This window comes from Actinoalloteichus hymeniacidonis (assembly GCF_014203365.1).
GTDB lineage: Bacteria > Actinomycetota > Actinomycetes > Mycobacteriales > Pseudonocardiaceae > Actinoalloteichus_A > Actinoalloteichus_A hymeniacidonis.
On sequence record NZ_JACHIS010000001.1, the window covers coordinates 2,781,494 to 2,798,018 of the forward strand.

General features: G+C 68.7%; 14 protein-coding genes. 7 read left to right on the forward strand and 7 right to left on the reverse strand.

Annotated elements, in window-relative coordinates; genetic code table 11:
- Positions 1-570 (forward strand): TetR/AcrR family transcriptional regulator, encoded by a 570-nt coding sequence (locus BKA25_RS11545; RefSeq protein ID WP_069849932.1) that lies wholly within the window; start codon positions 1-3, stop codon positions 568-570.
- 28 nt (positions 571-598) lie between these two features.
- Here the strand turns inward: BKA25_RS11545 and BKA25_RS11550 are convergent, their stop codons facing one another.
- Genes BKA25_RS11550 through BKA25_RS11560 form a run of 3 tightly spaced genes read right to left on the reverse strand, consistent with a single transcriptional unit; the run spans position 599 to position 3,791 of the window.
- Positions 599-1,291, reverse strand: a complete 693-nt coding sequence (locus tag BKA25_RS11550; RefSeq protein ID WP_069849930.1) for an AroM family protein — start codon at positions 1,289-1,291, stop codon at positions 599-601.
- Positions 1,291-2,949, reverse strand: a complete 1,659-nt coding sequence (locus BKA25_RS11555; RefSeq protein WP_069849928.1) for an OPT/YSL family transporter — start codon at positions 2,947-2,949, stop codon at positions 1,291-1,293. The genes BKA25_RS11550 and BKA25_RS11555 overlap by 1 nt, the downstream gene beginning before the upstream one ends.
- Positions 2,950-3,005: 56 nt before the next feature.
- Positions 3,006-3,791, reverse strand: a complete 786-nt coding sequence (locus BKA25_RS11560; RefSeq protein ID WP_069849926.1) for an IclR family transcriptional regulator — start codon at positions 3,789-3,791, stop codon at positions 3,006-3,008.
- Between the two features lie 160 nt (positions 3,792-3,951).
- Between BKA25_RS11560 and BKA25_RS11565 the strand changes: the two genes are divergently transcribed.
- The 4 genes from BKA25_RS11565 (at position 3,952) to BKA25_RS11580 (ending at position 6,865) form a co-directional block, all read left to right on the forward strand.
- Entirely contained in the window at positions 3,952-4,887 is a 936-nt protein-coding gene (locus BKA25_RS11565) for a DUF1177 domain-containing protein (RefSeq protein WP_069849924.1), read from the forward strand.
- A 9-nt stretch (positions 4,888-4,896) separates the two neighbouring features.
- Entirely contained in the window at positions 4,897-5,550 is a 654-nt protein-coding gene (locus BKA25_RS11570) for an aspartate/glutamate racemase family protein (protein ID WP_172803802.1), read from the forward strand.
- A 73-nt stretch (positions 5,551-5,623) separates the two neighbouring features.
- On the forward strand, positions 5,624-6,349 hold the full coding sequence (pepE, locus tag BKA25_RS11575; RefSeq protein ID WP_069849920.1) for a dipeptidase PepE: 726 nt from the start codon (positions 5,624-5,626) through the stop codon (positions 6,347-6,349).
- A gap of 168 nt (positions 6,350-6,517) precedes the next feature.
- A complete protein-coding gene (locus BKA25_RS11580) occupies positions 6,518-6,865 on the forward strand; it encodes a DUF1330 domain-containing protein (protein ID WP_069849918.1) in 348 nt (115 codons plus the stop codon).
- Between the two features lie 215 nt (positions 6,866-7,080).
- Here BKA25_RS11580 and BKA25_RS11585 read toward each other — a convergent pair whose 3' ends face one another.
- Positions 7,081-8,676, reverse strand: coding sequence for an FAD-dependent monooxygenase (locus BKA25_RS11585; RefSeq protein WP_084643075.1), 1,596 nt, complete (start codon positions 8,674-8,676; stop codon positions 7,081-7,083).
- A gap of 145 nt (positions 8,677-8,821) precedes the next feature.
- Positions 8,822-9,421 carry a TetR/AcrR family transcriptional regulator gene (locus BKA25_RS11590; protein ID WP_069849916.1) on the reverse strand — a complete coding sequence of 200 codons (600 nt, stop codon included), beginning with the start codon at positions 9,419-9,421 and terminating at the stop codon, positions 8,822-8,824.
- 407 nt (positions 9,422-9,828) lie between these two features.
- Between BKA25_RS11590 and BKA25_RS11595 the strand changes: the two genes are divergently transcribed.
- Positions 9,829-11,307, forward strand: coding sequence for an SDR family oxidoreductase (locus BKA25_RS11595; RefSeq protein WP_221313274.1), 1,479 nt, complete (start codon positions 9,829-9,831; stop codon positions 11,305-11,307).
- A gap of 77 nt (positions 11,308-11,384) precedes the next feature.
- Here the strand turns inward: BKA25_RS11595 and secA2 are convergent, their stop codons facing one another.
- Complete coding sequence (gene secA2, locus BKA25_RS11600) at positions 11,385-13,802, reverse strand: accessory Sec system translocase SecA2 (RefSeq protein WP_236750283.1); 2,418 nt, start codon at positions 13,800-13,802, stop codon at positions 11,385-11,387.
- Positions 13,803-14,211: 409 nt separating this feature from the next.
- Between secA2 and BKA25_RS11605 the strand changes: the two genes are divergently transcribed.
- On the forward strand, positions 14,212-15,144 hold the full coding sequence (locus BKA25_RS11605; protein ID WP_069849912.1) for a proteasome assembly chaperone family protein: 933 nt from the start codon (positions 14,212-14,214) through the stop codon (positions 15,142-15,144).
- Between the two features lie 124 nt (positions 15,145-15,268).
- Here BKA25_RS11605 and BKA25_RS11610 read toward each other — a convergent pair whose 3' ends face one another.
- The gene (locus BKA25_RS11610) at positions 15,269-16,453 is read right to left on the reverse strand and encodes a helix-turn-helix transcriptional regulator (RefSeq protein ID WP_172803801.1); all 1,185 of its coding nucleotides are present in this window, start codon (positions 16,451-16,453) and stop codon (positions 15,269-15,271) included.
- Positions 16,454-16,525: the final 72 nt, after the last annotated feature.

Consider the following 16,525-nt stretch of genomic DNA (forward strand, 5'->3'; position numbering starts at 1 on the left):
ATGCGGGCCGACGCACGACGCAGCTACGACCGGATACTGAAGGCAGCAGACGCCGCCATCGCGCGGGATGGCGCGACAACCTCACTCGAGGAGATCGCCAGGAACGCCGGGGTCGGTTCCGCGACGCTGCACCGGCACTTCCCCTCGCGGCGCGCGCTCCTCAACGCGGTGTTCCATGACCGTATCGAGGGAATATGCGCCCAAGCCCATCGGCTGATCGATGCTCCCGATGCCGGAGTCGCCCTCATCGATTGGCTCGGCGAACTCTGCCGCTACTCCGCCAAGACTCGGGGCTTGGCGCCCGCCCTGCTGCAATGGGCGGGCGACGATCGGCCGCTGGTACAGGACAGCAGCTGCCATTCGATGCTCCACGACGCGGGCGACCGGCTGTTGCGACGGGCGCGCGAGGCGGGTCAGGTTCGACCCGAGGTGTCCATCGACGACCTCCTGACCCTCGTCAACGCCATCTCGTTGGTCACCGAGGCGAACTCGGCGGCCATCGTGGTCGATGACGAGGCCGATCGACTCTTCGCCATCGCGGTCGAGGGGATTCGCCCGGCGACGAACTGATCGCGCCGGGCGAACCCTTCCCACCGCTTTAGTAGCCGATGCCCGCGACGAATTCGGCCGTCACCCTGGCGGCCAGTCCTCGAACCAGGAGGACCGTTCGACCGCTTGCTTCGGCCGCCGCCCGGCGCATCGGCTCGTCGAACCCCATGCAGTCCAGGATGATCACGTCCGTCGAATCCGCGATCCTGGCCGCGGCTGCCGCCGAAGCCGCTTGGCCGTCGGAATACGGAGCGGCGACGTCCACGGCGGCAACCGCTCGCCCAAGCGTGCGGGCCCAGGCCTCGCCTGCATCGGACAGCTGCGCGGCGAGCGGCCGCACGATGCCGATGCGCAACTCCGGGCCGAGACCGGCCACGGCATGATGCGCGAGCTGTTCCACCAGCAACAACGGCTTGCGATGTTCGAGTCCGACGAAGGACCCGCTGCAGGCCAGTAGGACCAGGTCGGCGCCGTCGTCCTCGGCACGGCGGATGGCAGCAGCCACCAACCCGAGCGATTGATCGTGGCCGAAGACGGCGGAGCCGCCGTCGCGCAGCCGGGAGGTGACCGCGTGCTCGCCGGGGCGAGGCGCGAGTGCCGCGATCTCCTCGGTGCTCAGGCCGTCCAGCGCGCCATGCTCGACGAGCCGACACGGCGGCAGCACCGCAGTCAGTTCCGGTGTCAGATCGACTCGGGGAGTCTGGCCGATCGTGACGACACCCAGGGTGGGCAGGGAGGTCATCAGTTCACCACCTTCGAGGTTGCGGCGATGGCATCGCCCGCGATCAGACCCGCACCGACCAGTGCCATCTCGTTGTCGGCGCCCTCGCCTCGGATGCGGGTGTAGACGAATCGGATCGCCAGCGCGCCGAAGACGATCCAGCCCGCGTTGGCGGTGGCCACCAGCAGGCCCGTCGCCAGCAGCACGCCGAGCTGGCGGCGACTACCACCGATCAACTGGATGATCGCGCCGGGAATCGCCCAGGTCAGCAGCGACATCAGCACGTCGGGATCGGAGAGACCCTCCAGGATCGTGGTCGCGTAGACGGTGGCCACCGGCGGGACGTCGCCCGCCTCGAAGTAGGTCTGCCACAGCAGTGCCACGATCGCGATGGCGGCGGCGAAGCCGAGCATCGCGGCAAGGTACTGCTGGCGCCGACCCGCGAGCTCGAAGACCCGACCCGTGGGGTGACCCTTGCGCAGCAGCCAGCCGGTCTTGAAGTCGTACCCCATGTCGGCGAAGGCGGGTCCGGTCGCCGCGCAGTACCCGGTGAGCACCGCGAGCGGCAGCGCGGGCACGCCGAGTAGGAGACCGAAGATCAAGAAGATCAGGGTGACGGCGAAGGCGGGGAACCAGCCCGCGTGCATGGCGGCCAATCCCACGATGATCTCGTGGACCAGCGCCGCCACCCCGGCGAAGATCACCCAGCCGACCAGCGCGAGAAGGCTCATCTCGGCCGCCAAGCCGCTGATCAGACCCAACACCAGCGCACCGCCGATGAACAGGACGAGACCGGTGAACAGTCCGCGCCGTGCCACCGCGTCGTCGGTGAAGCCCGTCTCGGGCTCGCCGCTGGGCGTCGTGTCGGCCGCCGTCGACGCCGAGATGTCGGTGGTCGCATCGGTGGCCGCGGCACCGGGGCGATGCCGCTTGAGCAGCACCATCGCCGCCTGCACCAGGGCGACCAGGCCCGCGCCGATCATGAGCCCGTGCGGCAGGTACATCGCGTCGAGGTCGATCCCCAGCACCGAGGGTGCATACTGCGCCACCAACAGCCCGGTGCCGAACATGCCCAGCGCCCACGCGTTACCGATGAAGGCCACGCCCGCCGCCGACATCGGCAACCCGAACCAGGAACCCGCCAAGCCCATGACGCCCGCACCACCGAGCACCATGGCCCGGCGGCCGCCCTTGTCGCCCGCCTTGATCGTCTCGGCTGCGGCGACCCCGGGCGGCCAGGCGCCCTCGGCGGGCAGCGCGCGGCTGCCGAACATCCGATACAGCACGAAGGCGTCGATGAACAGCGCCAGGATCACACCGCCGAGCATCGGCCAGACCAGATCCGTCCGACCGAAGGCGAACAACACCGCCATCGGCGTCAGCAGCGAGTTGGCCGCGGCGAAGGTCGCCGAGGACACCGCGCTCTGCACCAGGTTCTGTCGATGCGGCGAGCGCATGGAGCGCAGCTTGCCCAGCGAGATCCGCCCGATCAGCATCGCCAGCAGCGCGCCGACGATCGACGTGTTCGCCGTGACACCCAGTGTGGTGATCATGTGCATGCCGATCAGCGCGCCCAACACACTCAGCGCAGCGGTGGTGAGGAACACCACCGGCTCGAACACCCGGGGGTGTCTGGCCTCGTGATGCAGATCGGAGTCGGGAGGTGTCGCAGCCGACATAGGGAAGTCCTTCCAGGGGCGAACGCGCCGTCGGCGCCGCAGTACGGAGGTGAGGATCAGGGGGTGCGTACCGACCCGTCCGGTCGATAACGACTGGTCAGTTCTGCTGCTGCCGCGACGACGGCGGTGGTGATCTCGTCGACCCGCTCGCGCATCTGCTCGGCCGCTCCGGCGATTCCGATGGACCCGACCACGCCGCCCGCCACGAAGACGGGGGCCGCGACCGCCATCACCTGCGGGTGGTACTCGCCTTCGCTGATGGCCACCCCTCGATCCCGGACCTGGGCGTGTCGGTGCAGCAGGGCATCGACGGTGCCGATGGTGGACCGGGTGAGCGCGGCCAGCCTGCCGGGGAACAGCTCGCGCACCCGTTCGGTGGGCAGTTGGGCGAAGATCGCATGCCCGCTGGCGCCACCGTGCCCGGGATACAGCTCGCCGATCGCCGAGGAGTAGCGGATCGGGCCGGGGAAGTCCACGGCGGCGGCACAGCGGTACTGGCTGCCGTCGGGGACGTTGAACACTGCGCTGTGCGCGAAGGTGTGCGCCAGCGTGTGCAGGACCGTGCTGATCGAGCCGTCGAGTCCCATGCTGCGTTCGGCGCGCCTGCCCAGCCCCAGCAATGCGGGGCCGAGCCGGTAGCGCCGGGTGTCCGGCCGGACGGTGAGGAAGCCTCGGCCCGCCAGGGTGGCGAGCATGCGCTGAACCTGGGACTTGTCCAGTCCTAATTCGCGGGCCAGCTCGACGACACCGCGCTCGGGGCGTTCGTCGGTGAACGCGCTCAGCACCACCAGCGCGCGGTCGACCGTGCGCAGCTGACCGCTCCGTGACTCTCCGTCAACCATCAACCTAGACCATTCTGTTGCTGATAGTGAGATGCCCTTGCTAATAACGAGACCATGGCACACCCTGATCCGGCAGGTGTCAACTGTCTTAGGGCCCTGATCAGTGTTAACAGCAGATTTCCTGGACTGGGCCCGAGCAAGAAGGGAACGAGACTCGACGATGCCGTGGCGCAATGTGATCGACGCCGAAGAACTGCTCGACGACCCGTCCGTGACCGGTGAGCGCGTGGCCGACTGGCTCCGCGACGCAGGCGTGTCCGACGTGAGCGTGCAGACCGTGACCGGCGAGAAGGGCACCACCGACTTCCTCCGCGCGGTGATCCCCGGAACGAACGGACGCAGCGCAGGCGGCGACGCGCCGACGCTCGGCTTGATCGGCAGACTCGGCGGGATCGGCGCGCGCCCGGAGAAGATCGGCATCGTCTCCGATGGCGACGGCGCACTCACCGCGATCGCCGCGGCAGCCAAGCTCGGCATCATGCGGCGGCGGGGCGACGGTCTGCCCGGCGACGTCATCGTCACGACGCACATCTGCCCGAACGCCCCCACCAGGCCGCACGACCCGGTGCCGTTCATGGACTCGCCGGTCGACATCAACACGATGAACAACCACGAGATCGACCCGGCGATGGACGCGGTGCTCTCGGTGGACACCACCAAGGGCAACCGGATCTGCAACCACCAGGGCTTCGCCATCACCCCGACCGTCAAGCAGGGCTGGATCCTGCGCGTGCGCGAGGACGTCCTGGATGTCGCGGCGATCACCACCGGCGCCGCCCCGGCGGTGCTGGCGATCACCAACCAGGACATCACCCCCTACGGCAACGGGGTCTTCCACATCAACTCGCTGCTGCAGCCTGCGGTGGCCACGACGGCCCCGGTCATCGGAGTGGCGATCACCACAGAGACCGCCGTTCCCGGCTCCGCGACCGGTGCCACCTCGCTGACCAGCGTGGAATCCGCCACCCGGTTCTGCATCGAGGTCGCCAAGGAGTTCGGTGCCCAGCGGCTGCACTTCTACGACACCGAGGAGTACCAGCTGCTCCAGGACACCTACGGTTCGCTGGACCACCTGCGCGGCGCGAGCAGGGACTGAGGGCAGCCGATGTCGAATCGACCGTTGTTGGGCATCGTCCGGGTCCTCACCACCGACGACGAGAGCCTGCTCACTGCCCACGGCCGGGCCATCGCCGAGGAACACGGACTCGAGACCCGGTCGATCTGCATCCCCGACCAGCCACACGGGGTGTACGACGACGCCTCGGCGGCCCTGGCGATTCCCAAGATCGTCGAAGCGGTTCGGGAACTGGTCGCGGACGGCGCAGGCGCCGTGATGATCAGCTGCGCTGCCGATCCCGGGCTGGCCGAGTCCAGGGCCGAGGTGTCGGTCCCGGTCTACGGTGCAGGCTCGACCGCCGCCTCGGTGGCCGCCGCGATCAGCACCAAGGTCGGGGTGCTGGGAATCACCGAGGAGGCACCCGCGTCGATCACCTCGGTGCTCGGCGACCGGATGATCTCCCATCGGCAGCCCACCGGTGTCACCAAGACCACGGATCTGCTCACCGAGGCGGGGCAGGCGGCGGCGCTACGGACTGCGGGTGAACTGGTCTCCGACGGCGCGGAGATCGTAGTCTTCGCCTGCACCGGACTGACGTCGATCGACCTCGCCGGTGCGGTGCGAGAGAACTGGGGCGTTCCGGTCGTCGACGCGGTCCGGGCCACCGGTGCCATCGCCGGGCTCACCGCCGCGCCGGCCTGAACCGGCCGGTCCCCGCCGTATCGGGGCGGGCGATGATCCGAGCGGATCGCCGACAACGAGGAGAGGCTGCTTCGTGGAACTGCTGTTGATGTCGAACTCCACCAACCACGGCTCCCGCCGTTTCGGGCACGCCCGCGAGGAACTGCGGGACTTCTACGGTGACGCCGAGGTGTTGTTCGTTCCCTACGCGCTGGCCGACCACGACTCCTACACCGCTGCGGTGGCCGAGTCGTTCGCCGAGGCAGGCGTGCGAGTGCGGGGCGTGCACACGGTGTCCGACCCAGCGGCGGCTCTGGCCGAGGCGGCAGGCATCTTCGTCGGCGGCGGGAACTCCTTCCGCTTGCTTCGGGCGTTGCAGCGGGGCGGACTCATCGAGGCGATCCGCACGGCGGTCGGGCGGGGTGCCCGCTACGGCGGGGCGAGCGCGGGCACGAACATGGCCTGTCCCACCCTGCGGACCACCAACGACATGCCGATCGTCGAGCCAATGGGGTTTGCCACCCTCGGCTTGATCGACTTCCAGATCAACCCGCACTACCAGGACCCGATCCCGGACTCCTCGCACATGGGGGAGAGCCGCCAACAGCGCATCGCGGAGTTCCTGGAGGAGAACGACGTCCCGGTACTCGGGCTCCGCGAGGGCGCCTGGCTTCGAGTCAGCGATGACTCGATCGTCCTGCGCGGGCACACCGCACGGCTGTTCCGCCGCGACGTGCCGCCCGAGGAGTGGGGCGTCGACGCGGATCTGTCCTTCCTGACCGGATCCGCGCGGCGGTTCGACAACCCGGCGGCGAGCTGATCAGCGCGCCCCGGCTCCGCCTGCGGTGGACGCGGACGGTCCTGGCATTACCCCTCGGGTAATCGACAGCGCACCGCCCTCTCACCGACGATGACGACCACGGGCCGAGACAACCGATTCGGCCCCAGTGGGAGACAGCCCGCCGTTCAACGTCTGTGAAGGAGCACCATGCCCGCCTATGCTCTCGCTCGTCTCCGCAGGCCCGCCGAGTTCCACCCGGAGGTCGGCCGGTATCTCGCCGGGATCCAGCGGACCCTGGACCCGTTCGGCGGTCGGTTCGTCGTGCACGGTGCCGAGGTGGAGGTTCGGGAAGGCTCCTGGGATGGCGATCTGGTCGTGATCGAGTTCGATGACCTGGTGTCGGCCCGATCCTGGTATGAGTCGGAGGCCTACCAGCAGATCCTGCCGCTGCGCACCCGCCACCTTGCGGGCGACGTCATCCTGGTCGACGGTGTCGGCCGGGACCATGATTCGGCGGCCATGGCGGGTGCGCTCGGCGCGGGTGCGACCGCGTAGTCGGACGGGAGGCTGGCGGCCACGAAACGTGGCCGCCAGCTTGACGAAGCCTATCGGGAGGCAAAGCCGGGCGATGCGCACTTGCGAGTGATCTCGGCTGATGCGCGAAAGCGCGCGGTGGGGACTGGGCGCGAATGCGAACGGCGGTGCCGCCGGCATCCGATAACCCCGGCCTCCGGCGGTGCACGCCGGAAGGCGATTCGAAAGAGCGGGGGTCAGCGGGCGAGTACTGCGGTCAGCGCCTCTGCGAGTTCGCGCTCCGGGTCGTCGGCCGCGTCCTTGCATCGCCAGGCGATGACCGCGTCCGGGCGGACCAAGGCGGCCCCAGCGGACTCGATCCCGTACCGGGAGCGCCAGACGTTGTCGGCGTCGACGAAGCGGACCCCGATCTGACGGGACACGAGGCCGACTCCGAACCGGTCCGCCACCTTGGCAGCAGCGTCGACCCACTCCGCTCCGTCATCGCCAGTGAGCAGGACGAATTCCTTTCCGAACAGGTCGTGTGTGGACAGTGTCTCCCCGTCCAGTGTGAGGCGGACGTGCGGGGCACGGGTGCCGGGCCGGCCGGTGGGCGCCGCAGGGTCTTCCTGCAGGCTCATATCGTCGCCGGGCTCGGTGCGGACCGCAGGCGAGTGGTAGCGGAACCCCAGCTGCTCGCGGAGCGTGGGAATCGGCTGCGATTCGTCGAAAGTGGACAGGATCCGGCCTTCGGCCACGCCCAGGAGCGCGACTTCGCGTTCGAGGGTGATGTTGATGACCGGCCGCCGCTCTTGCGGGTAGGTGTCCAACAGCGCCGGGCCAGCCTGCCCGGTGAGGATCAAGGCTAGCCGCCAGGCGACGTCGTAGCCGTCCTGGATGGCGAGGTTGCCGCCCTGCCCCCCGACTGGCGGGCAGGCATGCGCGGCATCGCCCGCGAGAATGACCCTACCGTCGACGAACCGCTCGGCGAGCTGGTGATTGAGCGGGAACGGTCGGGCGTTGGCGATGCGGCACTCCAGATCGGGAACGCCGATGGCGTTGCGGACCCTCTCCAGACACTTCTCCTCGGTGAAGTCGGCCTCGCTCTGTCCCTCTTCCGGGAAATAGTCGACCCAGAGGGTGGTGACGCCGAAACTGTCGTGAATCACGCTCGTGCCAGAACCGGGAATTCCCACAACCACGAAGTGTCCTGGGGTGAAATAGGAAGTTAGATCGGCTTCGAAGGTGATCACGTAGACGTGGCCGACCCGGCCCCCGCCTTCGAGCGGGATGCCCAGGCTGGTCCGGATCGGGCTGGTGTTCCCGTCCGCAGCCACCAGGTAGTCGGCTTGGACGGTGTATTCGTGTCCGCTGGACACGTCGCGCAAAGTCGCGGTGACCGCATCGTCGTCCTGTGTCCACGAAACCAGTTCGGTGCCGAAGCGCAGGTCGGCCCCGAGGTCTTCGGCGCGCGACCGGAGGATTTTCTCGATCGTCGACTGCGGTAGAAAGCACACCGGTGCCGCCGTCATCGCTTGGTATGCGGCGATAAAGGGCGTGGGGTCGATTTCCGGCTGGGTCGCGACCCGCACACTGGCGCCTGAGCGCACTGCGGGCATAGTCCCGTTGCCCATCGCCGCGCGGACATCCGCGCCGACACCCGGGATGGTGTCGAGTAGTTCCATCGTCCGCGGGTTGAGACCCCAAGCCTTCGGCAACGTCGAAGTGGTCGGCCTGCGCTCCACCAGCAGCGGTTTGACGCCGTGGTGCGCGAGCCCGAGCGCGGTGCTCAGCCCGGTGTATGCACCGCCCACGATGAGCACGGGAACCCGCTCGTTCGACACCTTATTCATGTGGAGTCATCCCCAATCGTTCAGTCTCCGGGTCCCGGCGTCGCCAGGTCTCGACAGTCACTGCCATAAGATCAACTCTGCCATCTGGCAGTGACTGTCACTACGATGGGCGGCGTGATGCGCACCACGTGACGTGATGGACTCGTCAGGCCAGTGGCGCCGGGGCGGGCACCTCGCCGGCGCGGAGCGCCTGGAGTGCGGCGCGCACCTGCTTTCGCAAATCGTCCGGCGCGCCGGTGGTGTACCACTTCCGGACTGCGGAGCCGAATACGGCACCGGTCTGCGCCACGGCCAGGCTCGCCAGTAGTTCAGCGGACGCGCCGCCGATCCGGTGGGCTACCTCCTGCTGGAGCGTGGCTTCGTGGGTCTCCAGCAGGTAGGCGAAATGGGCTCGTACGGACGGCGTTTCGTGTGCGATCGCGTGGGCGGCCCGCAGCCGGTCCGGCTCCTCCTCGTACGACCGGAGCAGGCTTTCCAGCCCCGCGCGTAGCACCTCGGACACGCTGGTCTCCTCGGGGCAGTCGCGGAGAGCGTGAAACGAGGCGTCGAACACCGCAACGAACTCGCTGAGTGCCAGTGCTTCCTTGGTCGGGAAGTACCGGTACACGGTGCGCGTGCCGACTTCCGCTGCGGCTGCGATCTCCTCCATGGTGGTGGCGGCGAATCCCTGCTCCTGGAATCGCGAGAACGCCACCTCGACGATCAGCTCCCGGGTCCGCTCCATCTTGATCTCGCGCAGCGACATGGCACCCTCCCCGGTCGACCCGTCGGTCCAACGCTGCCACCTGGCAGTCACTGTCATTATGCATGCGGATCGTGGCCACAAGCTGCGAGACGTGCCCTGGGCCGCCGACGTGGACATCGTTCAGGGCGACCTCGGAAGCCGACATCAGGGCGACGTCATCATGGTCGACGGGGTGGCCGCGACCACGATTCTGCGTCCATGGCAGATGCGCTCGGCACGGGCGCTACCGCGTAGCCGTCGATCCGGTCGCGGCCACACCACCTACCGCCGTGGTCAGCTGATCCGGGCCCCTCGCGCCGACGAGGCGCTGAAACCTCGGTGGACCGAAGTCCGCCGGATCGGTGCAACCCCGGGCTGGTCACTGTGCAAGCGTCGACCGGACGAACCCAGAATGAATCGTGCGAATCCTGGTGACCGGTGCGACTGGTTATATCGGGGGCAGATTGGTGCCCGCCCTGCTCGCCGAAGGCCATCGGGTGCGGTGCCTGGCGCGTCATCCCGACAAGCTGCGAGACGTGCCCTGGGCCGCCGACGTGGAGATCGTGCAAGGCGACCTGACCTCGGAAGCCGACATCAGAGCGGCCGTGGCGGGCTGCGAAGTCCTCTACTTCTTGGTGCATTCGCTGCAGCAACACGGTTTCGCCGCCAAGGACCGCCGTGCCGCACTGCTCAGCGCCCAAGCGGCCAGGGAAGCCGGGCTGCGGCGCATCGTCTACCTCGGCGGGCTGCATCCGGTGCGCACCGAGCTGTCCGAACATCTGTCCTCACGGGCCGAGGTCGGCGAGATCCTGCTGCGCTCCGGTGTTCCCTGCGCTGTCCTGCAGGCAGCCGTCATCATCGGTTCCGGCTCGGCGAGCTTCGAGATGCTGCGCTATCTGACCGAGCGGCTGCCCCTGATGATCGCGCCGAAGTGGATACACAACCGGGTGCAGCCGATCGCCATCGCCGATGTGCTGCGCTACCTCGTCGGTGCGGCCACCCTGCCCACCACGGTGAGCCGCACCTTCGATATCGGTGGGCCGGACGTCCTGAGCTATCTGGAGATGATGCACCGCTACGCCGAGGTCGCCGGGCTTCCGCAACGGAGGGTGCTTCCGGTGCCGCTGCTCACCCCGAAGCTCTCCTCCCACTGGGTCAACCTGGTCACACCGGTTCCGGGCAGCTTGGCAACGCCGCTGATCGAATCTTTGATCCACGATGCGGTATGCCGGGAGGACGACATCCGTCAGCTGATCCCGGACCCGAAGGAGGGCCGGCGGGACTATCGACGTGCGGTCTCGCTGGCCTTGGAGAAGGTGCGGGCGGCCGACGTCGCCACCCGCTGGTCCGGTGCATCACTGCCGGACGCGCCCTCCGATCCACTTCCGTCGGACCCGGCATGGTCCGGCGGTTCGATGTTCCGCGACCAGCGGGAACGCCACACCACTGCGCCCGCCTCCGAGGTGTGGCGGGTGGTGGAGGGCATCGGCGGCGAGCAGGGCTGGTACTCCTTTCCCCTGGCATGGGCGATCCGAGGCTGGGCCGACCGGCTCATGGGCGGGGTCGGCCTGCGCCGGGGCAGACGAGACCCCAGCAGGTTGCAGACCGGCGATGTCCTGGACTGGTGGCGGGTCGAGGACCTACAGCGAGGCAGGCTGCTTCGGCTTCGTGCCGAGATGCGCATGCCGGGGCGCGCCTGGCTCGAACTGCGCGTCGACCTCAACGGATCGCGCACCCGATTCCGACAGCGGGCCGTTTTCCTGCCACACGGGCTGGCGGGCTACCTGTACTGGTGGTTGCTGTGGCCATTCCACGGCATCGTGTTCGGCGGCATGCTGCGCAACATCCTGCTCGCCGCCGAACGTAACCACGCGCAGCGTCAAGCGGCGGGGGAGCGTACGCCCTAGGTCGGCCGACCCGGCCGGCCCGCCCGGGCAGCTGACTCGCGAGACACCGCAGGGTGGCTCGCGCCGCCGCCGGCCCGTCAGTCCTCGCTGCGCCTGCTGCGCTGGCTCGACCGCCGCCCGCCCAACGCCATGCTGCGCAGCGCCCCGATGGCGCGATCGGCCTCTGAGCCGAAGGGGTTGTCGTTGACCAGGTACGTCCAGGTCGCACTCGGCCGCCGCAGACCCTCGGAATCCAGATCGACGCCCTCCGAGGTGATCTCGGCCGTCTCGAAGGTGTCCGCCGCCGCGTCCGCCGCATCGGTACGGATCTTGTTGAACGCGGGGATCGCCGCCCGATGGAACTCGTCGAGCGGATTCTCCTTCGCCAGTGCGTGCAGGTGGATGCTCTCCCGCAGATCGGCCAGATAGGCGAGGTGATCGGCCCAGCGGTCGTCGAGATGGTAGAGCGCGATCAACCGGGCCGCCTGCTCCACCGTCTCCTCACCGAGTTCCTCGACCAACTCCGCATGGCGTTTCGGATGCTGTTCGGCTGCAGTGCGGCTCGCCAGGTCGGTGCGCAGCAGCTCATCACGATGCTCGCTGATCAGCCGCCGTTGATGCGAGACCAGGCTCGTGTACCGCCAGGTGTTGCGATGGATCTCCAGTCCGACACCCTCGGCGACCCGCTGTGCATGCGCGAAGGCCTGCTGGGCGCCACGACCGGTGAACTCCTGGGCCTCGTCGGCGGAGAGCTTCGCGGCGGCCTCGGGTGCGTGCTGCACGATCAACTCGTCCTCGGCGGAGGCGAAGAACACCGACCCACCGGGATCGCCCTGTCGGCCTGCGCGGCCACGAAGCTGCTGGTCGAGGCGGTTGCTGGGATGCAGACCGGTGCCCACGACGGCCAGCCCGCCCAACTCGACGATGCGCTCGCGGTCCTTGCCGTCATGTCCGCCGAGTTTGATGTCGGTGCCCCGCCCGGCCATCTGCGTCGAGACGGTGACCCGGCCGTGGGCGCCCGCGTCGGCGATGATCCCGGCTTCCTCGGCGTCGTTCTTGGCGTTGAGCACCACACACGGGACGTCGGCAGCCTCGAGCAGCTTGGCGAGCTGTTCGGACTCGGCGACGTCCTGGGTGCCCACCAGCACCGGTCTGCCCTCGGAGTGCCGAGCGGTGATCTCCGCGACGATCGCATCCTCCTTCGCCGACCTGGTCGCGAACAGCCGGGTCGGCTCGTCGATTCGGATGCACGGCTCGTTCGGCGGAACCACCGCGATCGTGGCTCGGTAGAACTCGTACAGCTGCTCGGCGGCGGGCATCGCCGTACCGGTCATGCCACACAGCGTGGGGTAACGGCCGATCAACGCCTGGACGGTGATCTCGTCGAGCACGTCCCCGCTCTCACTGACGGCCAAGCCCTCCTTGGCCTCCACCGCCGCCTGCAGTCCGTCCGGCCAGCGCTGCAACAACGCGACCCGTCCCCGCGAGGCGTTGATGAGCTGGACCCGCCCGTCGCGCACCAGGTAATCGACGTCCCGGTGCAGCAGCGCGTGTGCATGGAGGGCGACGTTGACCCTGGTCAGCGTGCTGCCCACGTGTTCCTCGGAATAGATGTCGACGCCGCCGAGCGCCCGCTCCACCTCGGCCGCCCCTGCCTCGGTGAGCGAGACGTTGCGTTCGTCCTTGTCGACCTCGTAGTGCCTGCCCCGCCGGAGCCTGCGCACCACCTTGGTCATCTCCTGGTCGTCGACCCCGACTCCCCGGGCCCCGGCCAGGACCAGCGGCACCTTCGCCTCGTCCACCAGCACCGAATCGGCCTCGTCCACCATCACCACGTCCGGCGTGGGCACGATCAGCTCGTCCGCATCGGTGCACAGCCGGTCCCGTAGGACATCGAAGCCGAGTTCGCTGACCGATGCATAGGTGATGTCGGCCGCATAGGCCGCGCGCCGCTCCTCGGGCGTCGAGGTCTCGGCGACCCACCCCACCGTCACCCCGAGCAGCTCGAACGCCGGGGCCATCCACTCGGCGTCGCGCCGAGCCAGATAGTCGTTGATCGACAGGATGTGCACCCGGTGGCCCTGCAAGGCATAGCCTGCGGCGGCCAACGCGCCGGAGAGCGTCTTGCCCTCGCCGGTGGCCATCTCGACGACGTGACCGGACAGCAGGGCCATCGTGCCGACCAGCTGCACGTCGAACGGCCGGAGCCCCAGGGTCCGATCGGCGGCCTCCCGGCCGATCGCACAGAACTCCGACGCCTGGGCGTCGGTGAATCCGGAGCCCTTCGCGCCACCGCGCTTGCCCCGCTGCTTCTTCTCGGTGTCCCTGCTCTCACCGATCGTCGTACGCAATCGTTGCGCGGCCTCGGTGAGCCTCGCGTCGGACCAGCCCGCCAGCGCCTCGGCGTCGCCGGTCGCCGTCGCGACGATCCGGCGGAACGGCTTGAGGTCGACCGATCCGTGCCGTTGGAACAGCCGTCTCAGGCGGTCCCGCAGCCCGTCGGCGAATCCGGTCACGAGGTTTCCTCTCCTGGCATGGCGGCCGCGCGCTGGCCCGGCCTTCGGTCCTGACGGGTGCGACCGGACGGTCGTGGTGACGAAGTGGCCCTCCGGCGGGCCCGCGACATCGACACCCGCCGCGTCGCCTGCATGCCGCACCCGCCCGTCCTTCGTCGATCTCCTCGTCTGACATCTATTTCTACCCGGCTGCGGCTCGATCTCCACCCTCGATGTCGGCCTACCCGATATTCACAATGCCTGGGCACGGCGAGCCTGCCGCTGCCGGCCCCGCGAACACCGAGGGAGGCGGTACGACGGCGCGATGGCAAGATCGGGGCAACGGATGTGCCGATGTGGGATTGAACCGGCGTGGTGTTGCGTTGCACCTGAGCAACGACGGACAGGGCCGAACGGCTGGAGGTTACAGGTGGCGCTCGATCCGCAGGAGCTGTACGAGGTGGACTCCGACGTCCCCGACCTGAACGGTGCGGTTCTGCTGCATCACTTCGAGGGGTTCATGGACGCGGGGGCGGCGGGCAGGCTGCTCGCCGAGCACCTCACGGAGACGGCCGGTGGTCGCATCGTCGCGCGATTCGACATCGACGGGCTGATCGACTATCGATCGCGCAGGCCGACCATGACCTTCGCGGCCGACCACTGGGAGGCCTACGACAAGCCGGAGCTGGTGGTCTGGCAGCTCTTCGACGCAGACGGGACTCCGTTCCTGCTGCTCACCGGGCCCGAGCCGGACCAACAGTGGGAGCTGTTCATCGCCGCCGTGCGCAGCCTGATCGAGCGGTGGGGAGTCCGGCTCGCGGTGGGCTTCCACGGCATCCCGATGGGCGTGCCGCACACCAGGCCGCTGGGTGTGGTCCCGCACGCCTCACGTCCGGAACTGCTCGACGAGTGGACCGACGGTTCGCACCCGGCCCTGGGCGATCGCATCCAGGTACCCGGCAGCGTGTCGGCTCTGCTGGAGCTGCGGCTCGGCGAGGCGGGCCTGGACGCGATGGGTTTCGCCGCCCACGTCCCGCACTACCTGGCGCAGTCGACCTACCCGACTGCTGCGGTCACGCTGCTGGAATCGGTCGGGCGGGCCGCCGGACTCAGCTTCCACTCGGACGAACTGCGCGCGGCAGCCGAGCGGGTGGAGATCGAGATCAACCGGCAGGTGGTCGAGTCGACCGAGGTCACCGACGTGGTACGGGCGCTGGAACGGCAGTATGACTCGTTCGAGTTGGCGCCCGGCAAGCGCAGCCTGCTGGTCGAGGAGGGGCAGCCTCTGCCGACCGCCGACGAACTCGGCTCGGAGTTCGAACGCTTCCTCGCCGAACAGGGGCCGAACCAGCCGGAGCAGTGAGCCGAGCATTGCGACGCGGCTGAGGCCGCCGTATACCCGACCTGCCCGTCGGGTGTGCGTGCTCTCCGGGCGGTGGGTTCGGCGCGCGGTGGTCTCTCGCCGAGCGCCTGTCCGACGCCGCACCTCAGCGGCTTTGGCCTGAGGAGTCCGGTCGCTGTGTGCCGAAGGAGAGTCGGGCCACCAACTCGCCCCTGCTGTGCGCACCGAACTTCGTGAAGATCGACTTCAGGTGGTCTTGAACGGTGAGTGCGGTCAGCGAGAGCGCCTTGGCGATCTCCTTCGTGCTGCCGCCGCCCAGTACCTCGCGGATGACGAGCTGCTCGCGAGGCGTGAGTCCGTGTGCGTTCAACACGACGGGCATGATCTCGGCGGCGGTCGGTGCGGTCGCCGAGATCGCGACCTGCGGTCCGGTGGCTCCGTGCAGCACCGAGCCACGCAGGACGACCCAGTGGCCGTTGCGGGTCTGCACACGTAACTCGGCGGGAAGGGCGTCCGGGGTCTCCTCGGCGATTCTGGCCAGCTTGGCGATGATCGGGAACGCGGTGGGAACCGCCAGCACGTCGGACGCCGAGTCGGCGAGCTCCGCGATCAACCGCTGTCCGGGACGGTCGGCGGCCACCAACTCGTTGCTGGATCCCAGGATCACCACGGCGGGTACCGAGGCCGATCCCGGTACCGCCGCTCCCGGCCGGGGGAGGTGTGAGTGCCGCAGCGCGGTGGTGATGAGTCGATTCGCCTGGTCCGCGAAGCGGATCTCCTCCACTGTGAACGAGCCTCGCGCCTTCTCCCGCATGAACGCCGCGAAACCCCAGCTGCCCGCACCGATATCGCAACGCAGCCGGAGCTCGTCGCCGAATCCGTAACCGGACAGCTGTTCCCGCATCCGGATGCTGCGCTCGGGGTGGCCGTGCGTGACCTGGCTGATCGTCGTCACCCGGCTGCCCTTGGCCTGCATCTCGGCCACGGTGCCGACGTCGTTGGCGGTGAACTCGAGATCCAGGGCCTGCGCGATGCCACGCGGGTCGAGGGTGTCGCTGACCATCGAGGTCGGCAGCCCGATCAACGGATCGGTGTCATGCCAGCACACGGCATCGAAGCCGACGGCCTGCGGCAGCACCGAGCCGAGTTCCTCGAACAACCGGACCGTGCTGACCCGGGTTCCCGCCAGGTCGCGGAGGTCGCTCAACACCCGACGCTCGCGTTCGCGACGACTCGCCACCTCGGTGGTGTCCGTTCTCTCGAATGGCCGATGCGGCCCGGTGGATCCGCTCGTCGAATCCGTGCTCGGCGGCGGCCCGGTGATCAACACGACGATACTGTGCGCGTGCGGTCGGTTGCGCACCGTCCTCCCAGATTTGTGGGATATCCACCGTCGGCTCGG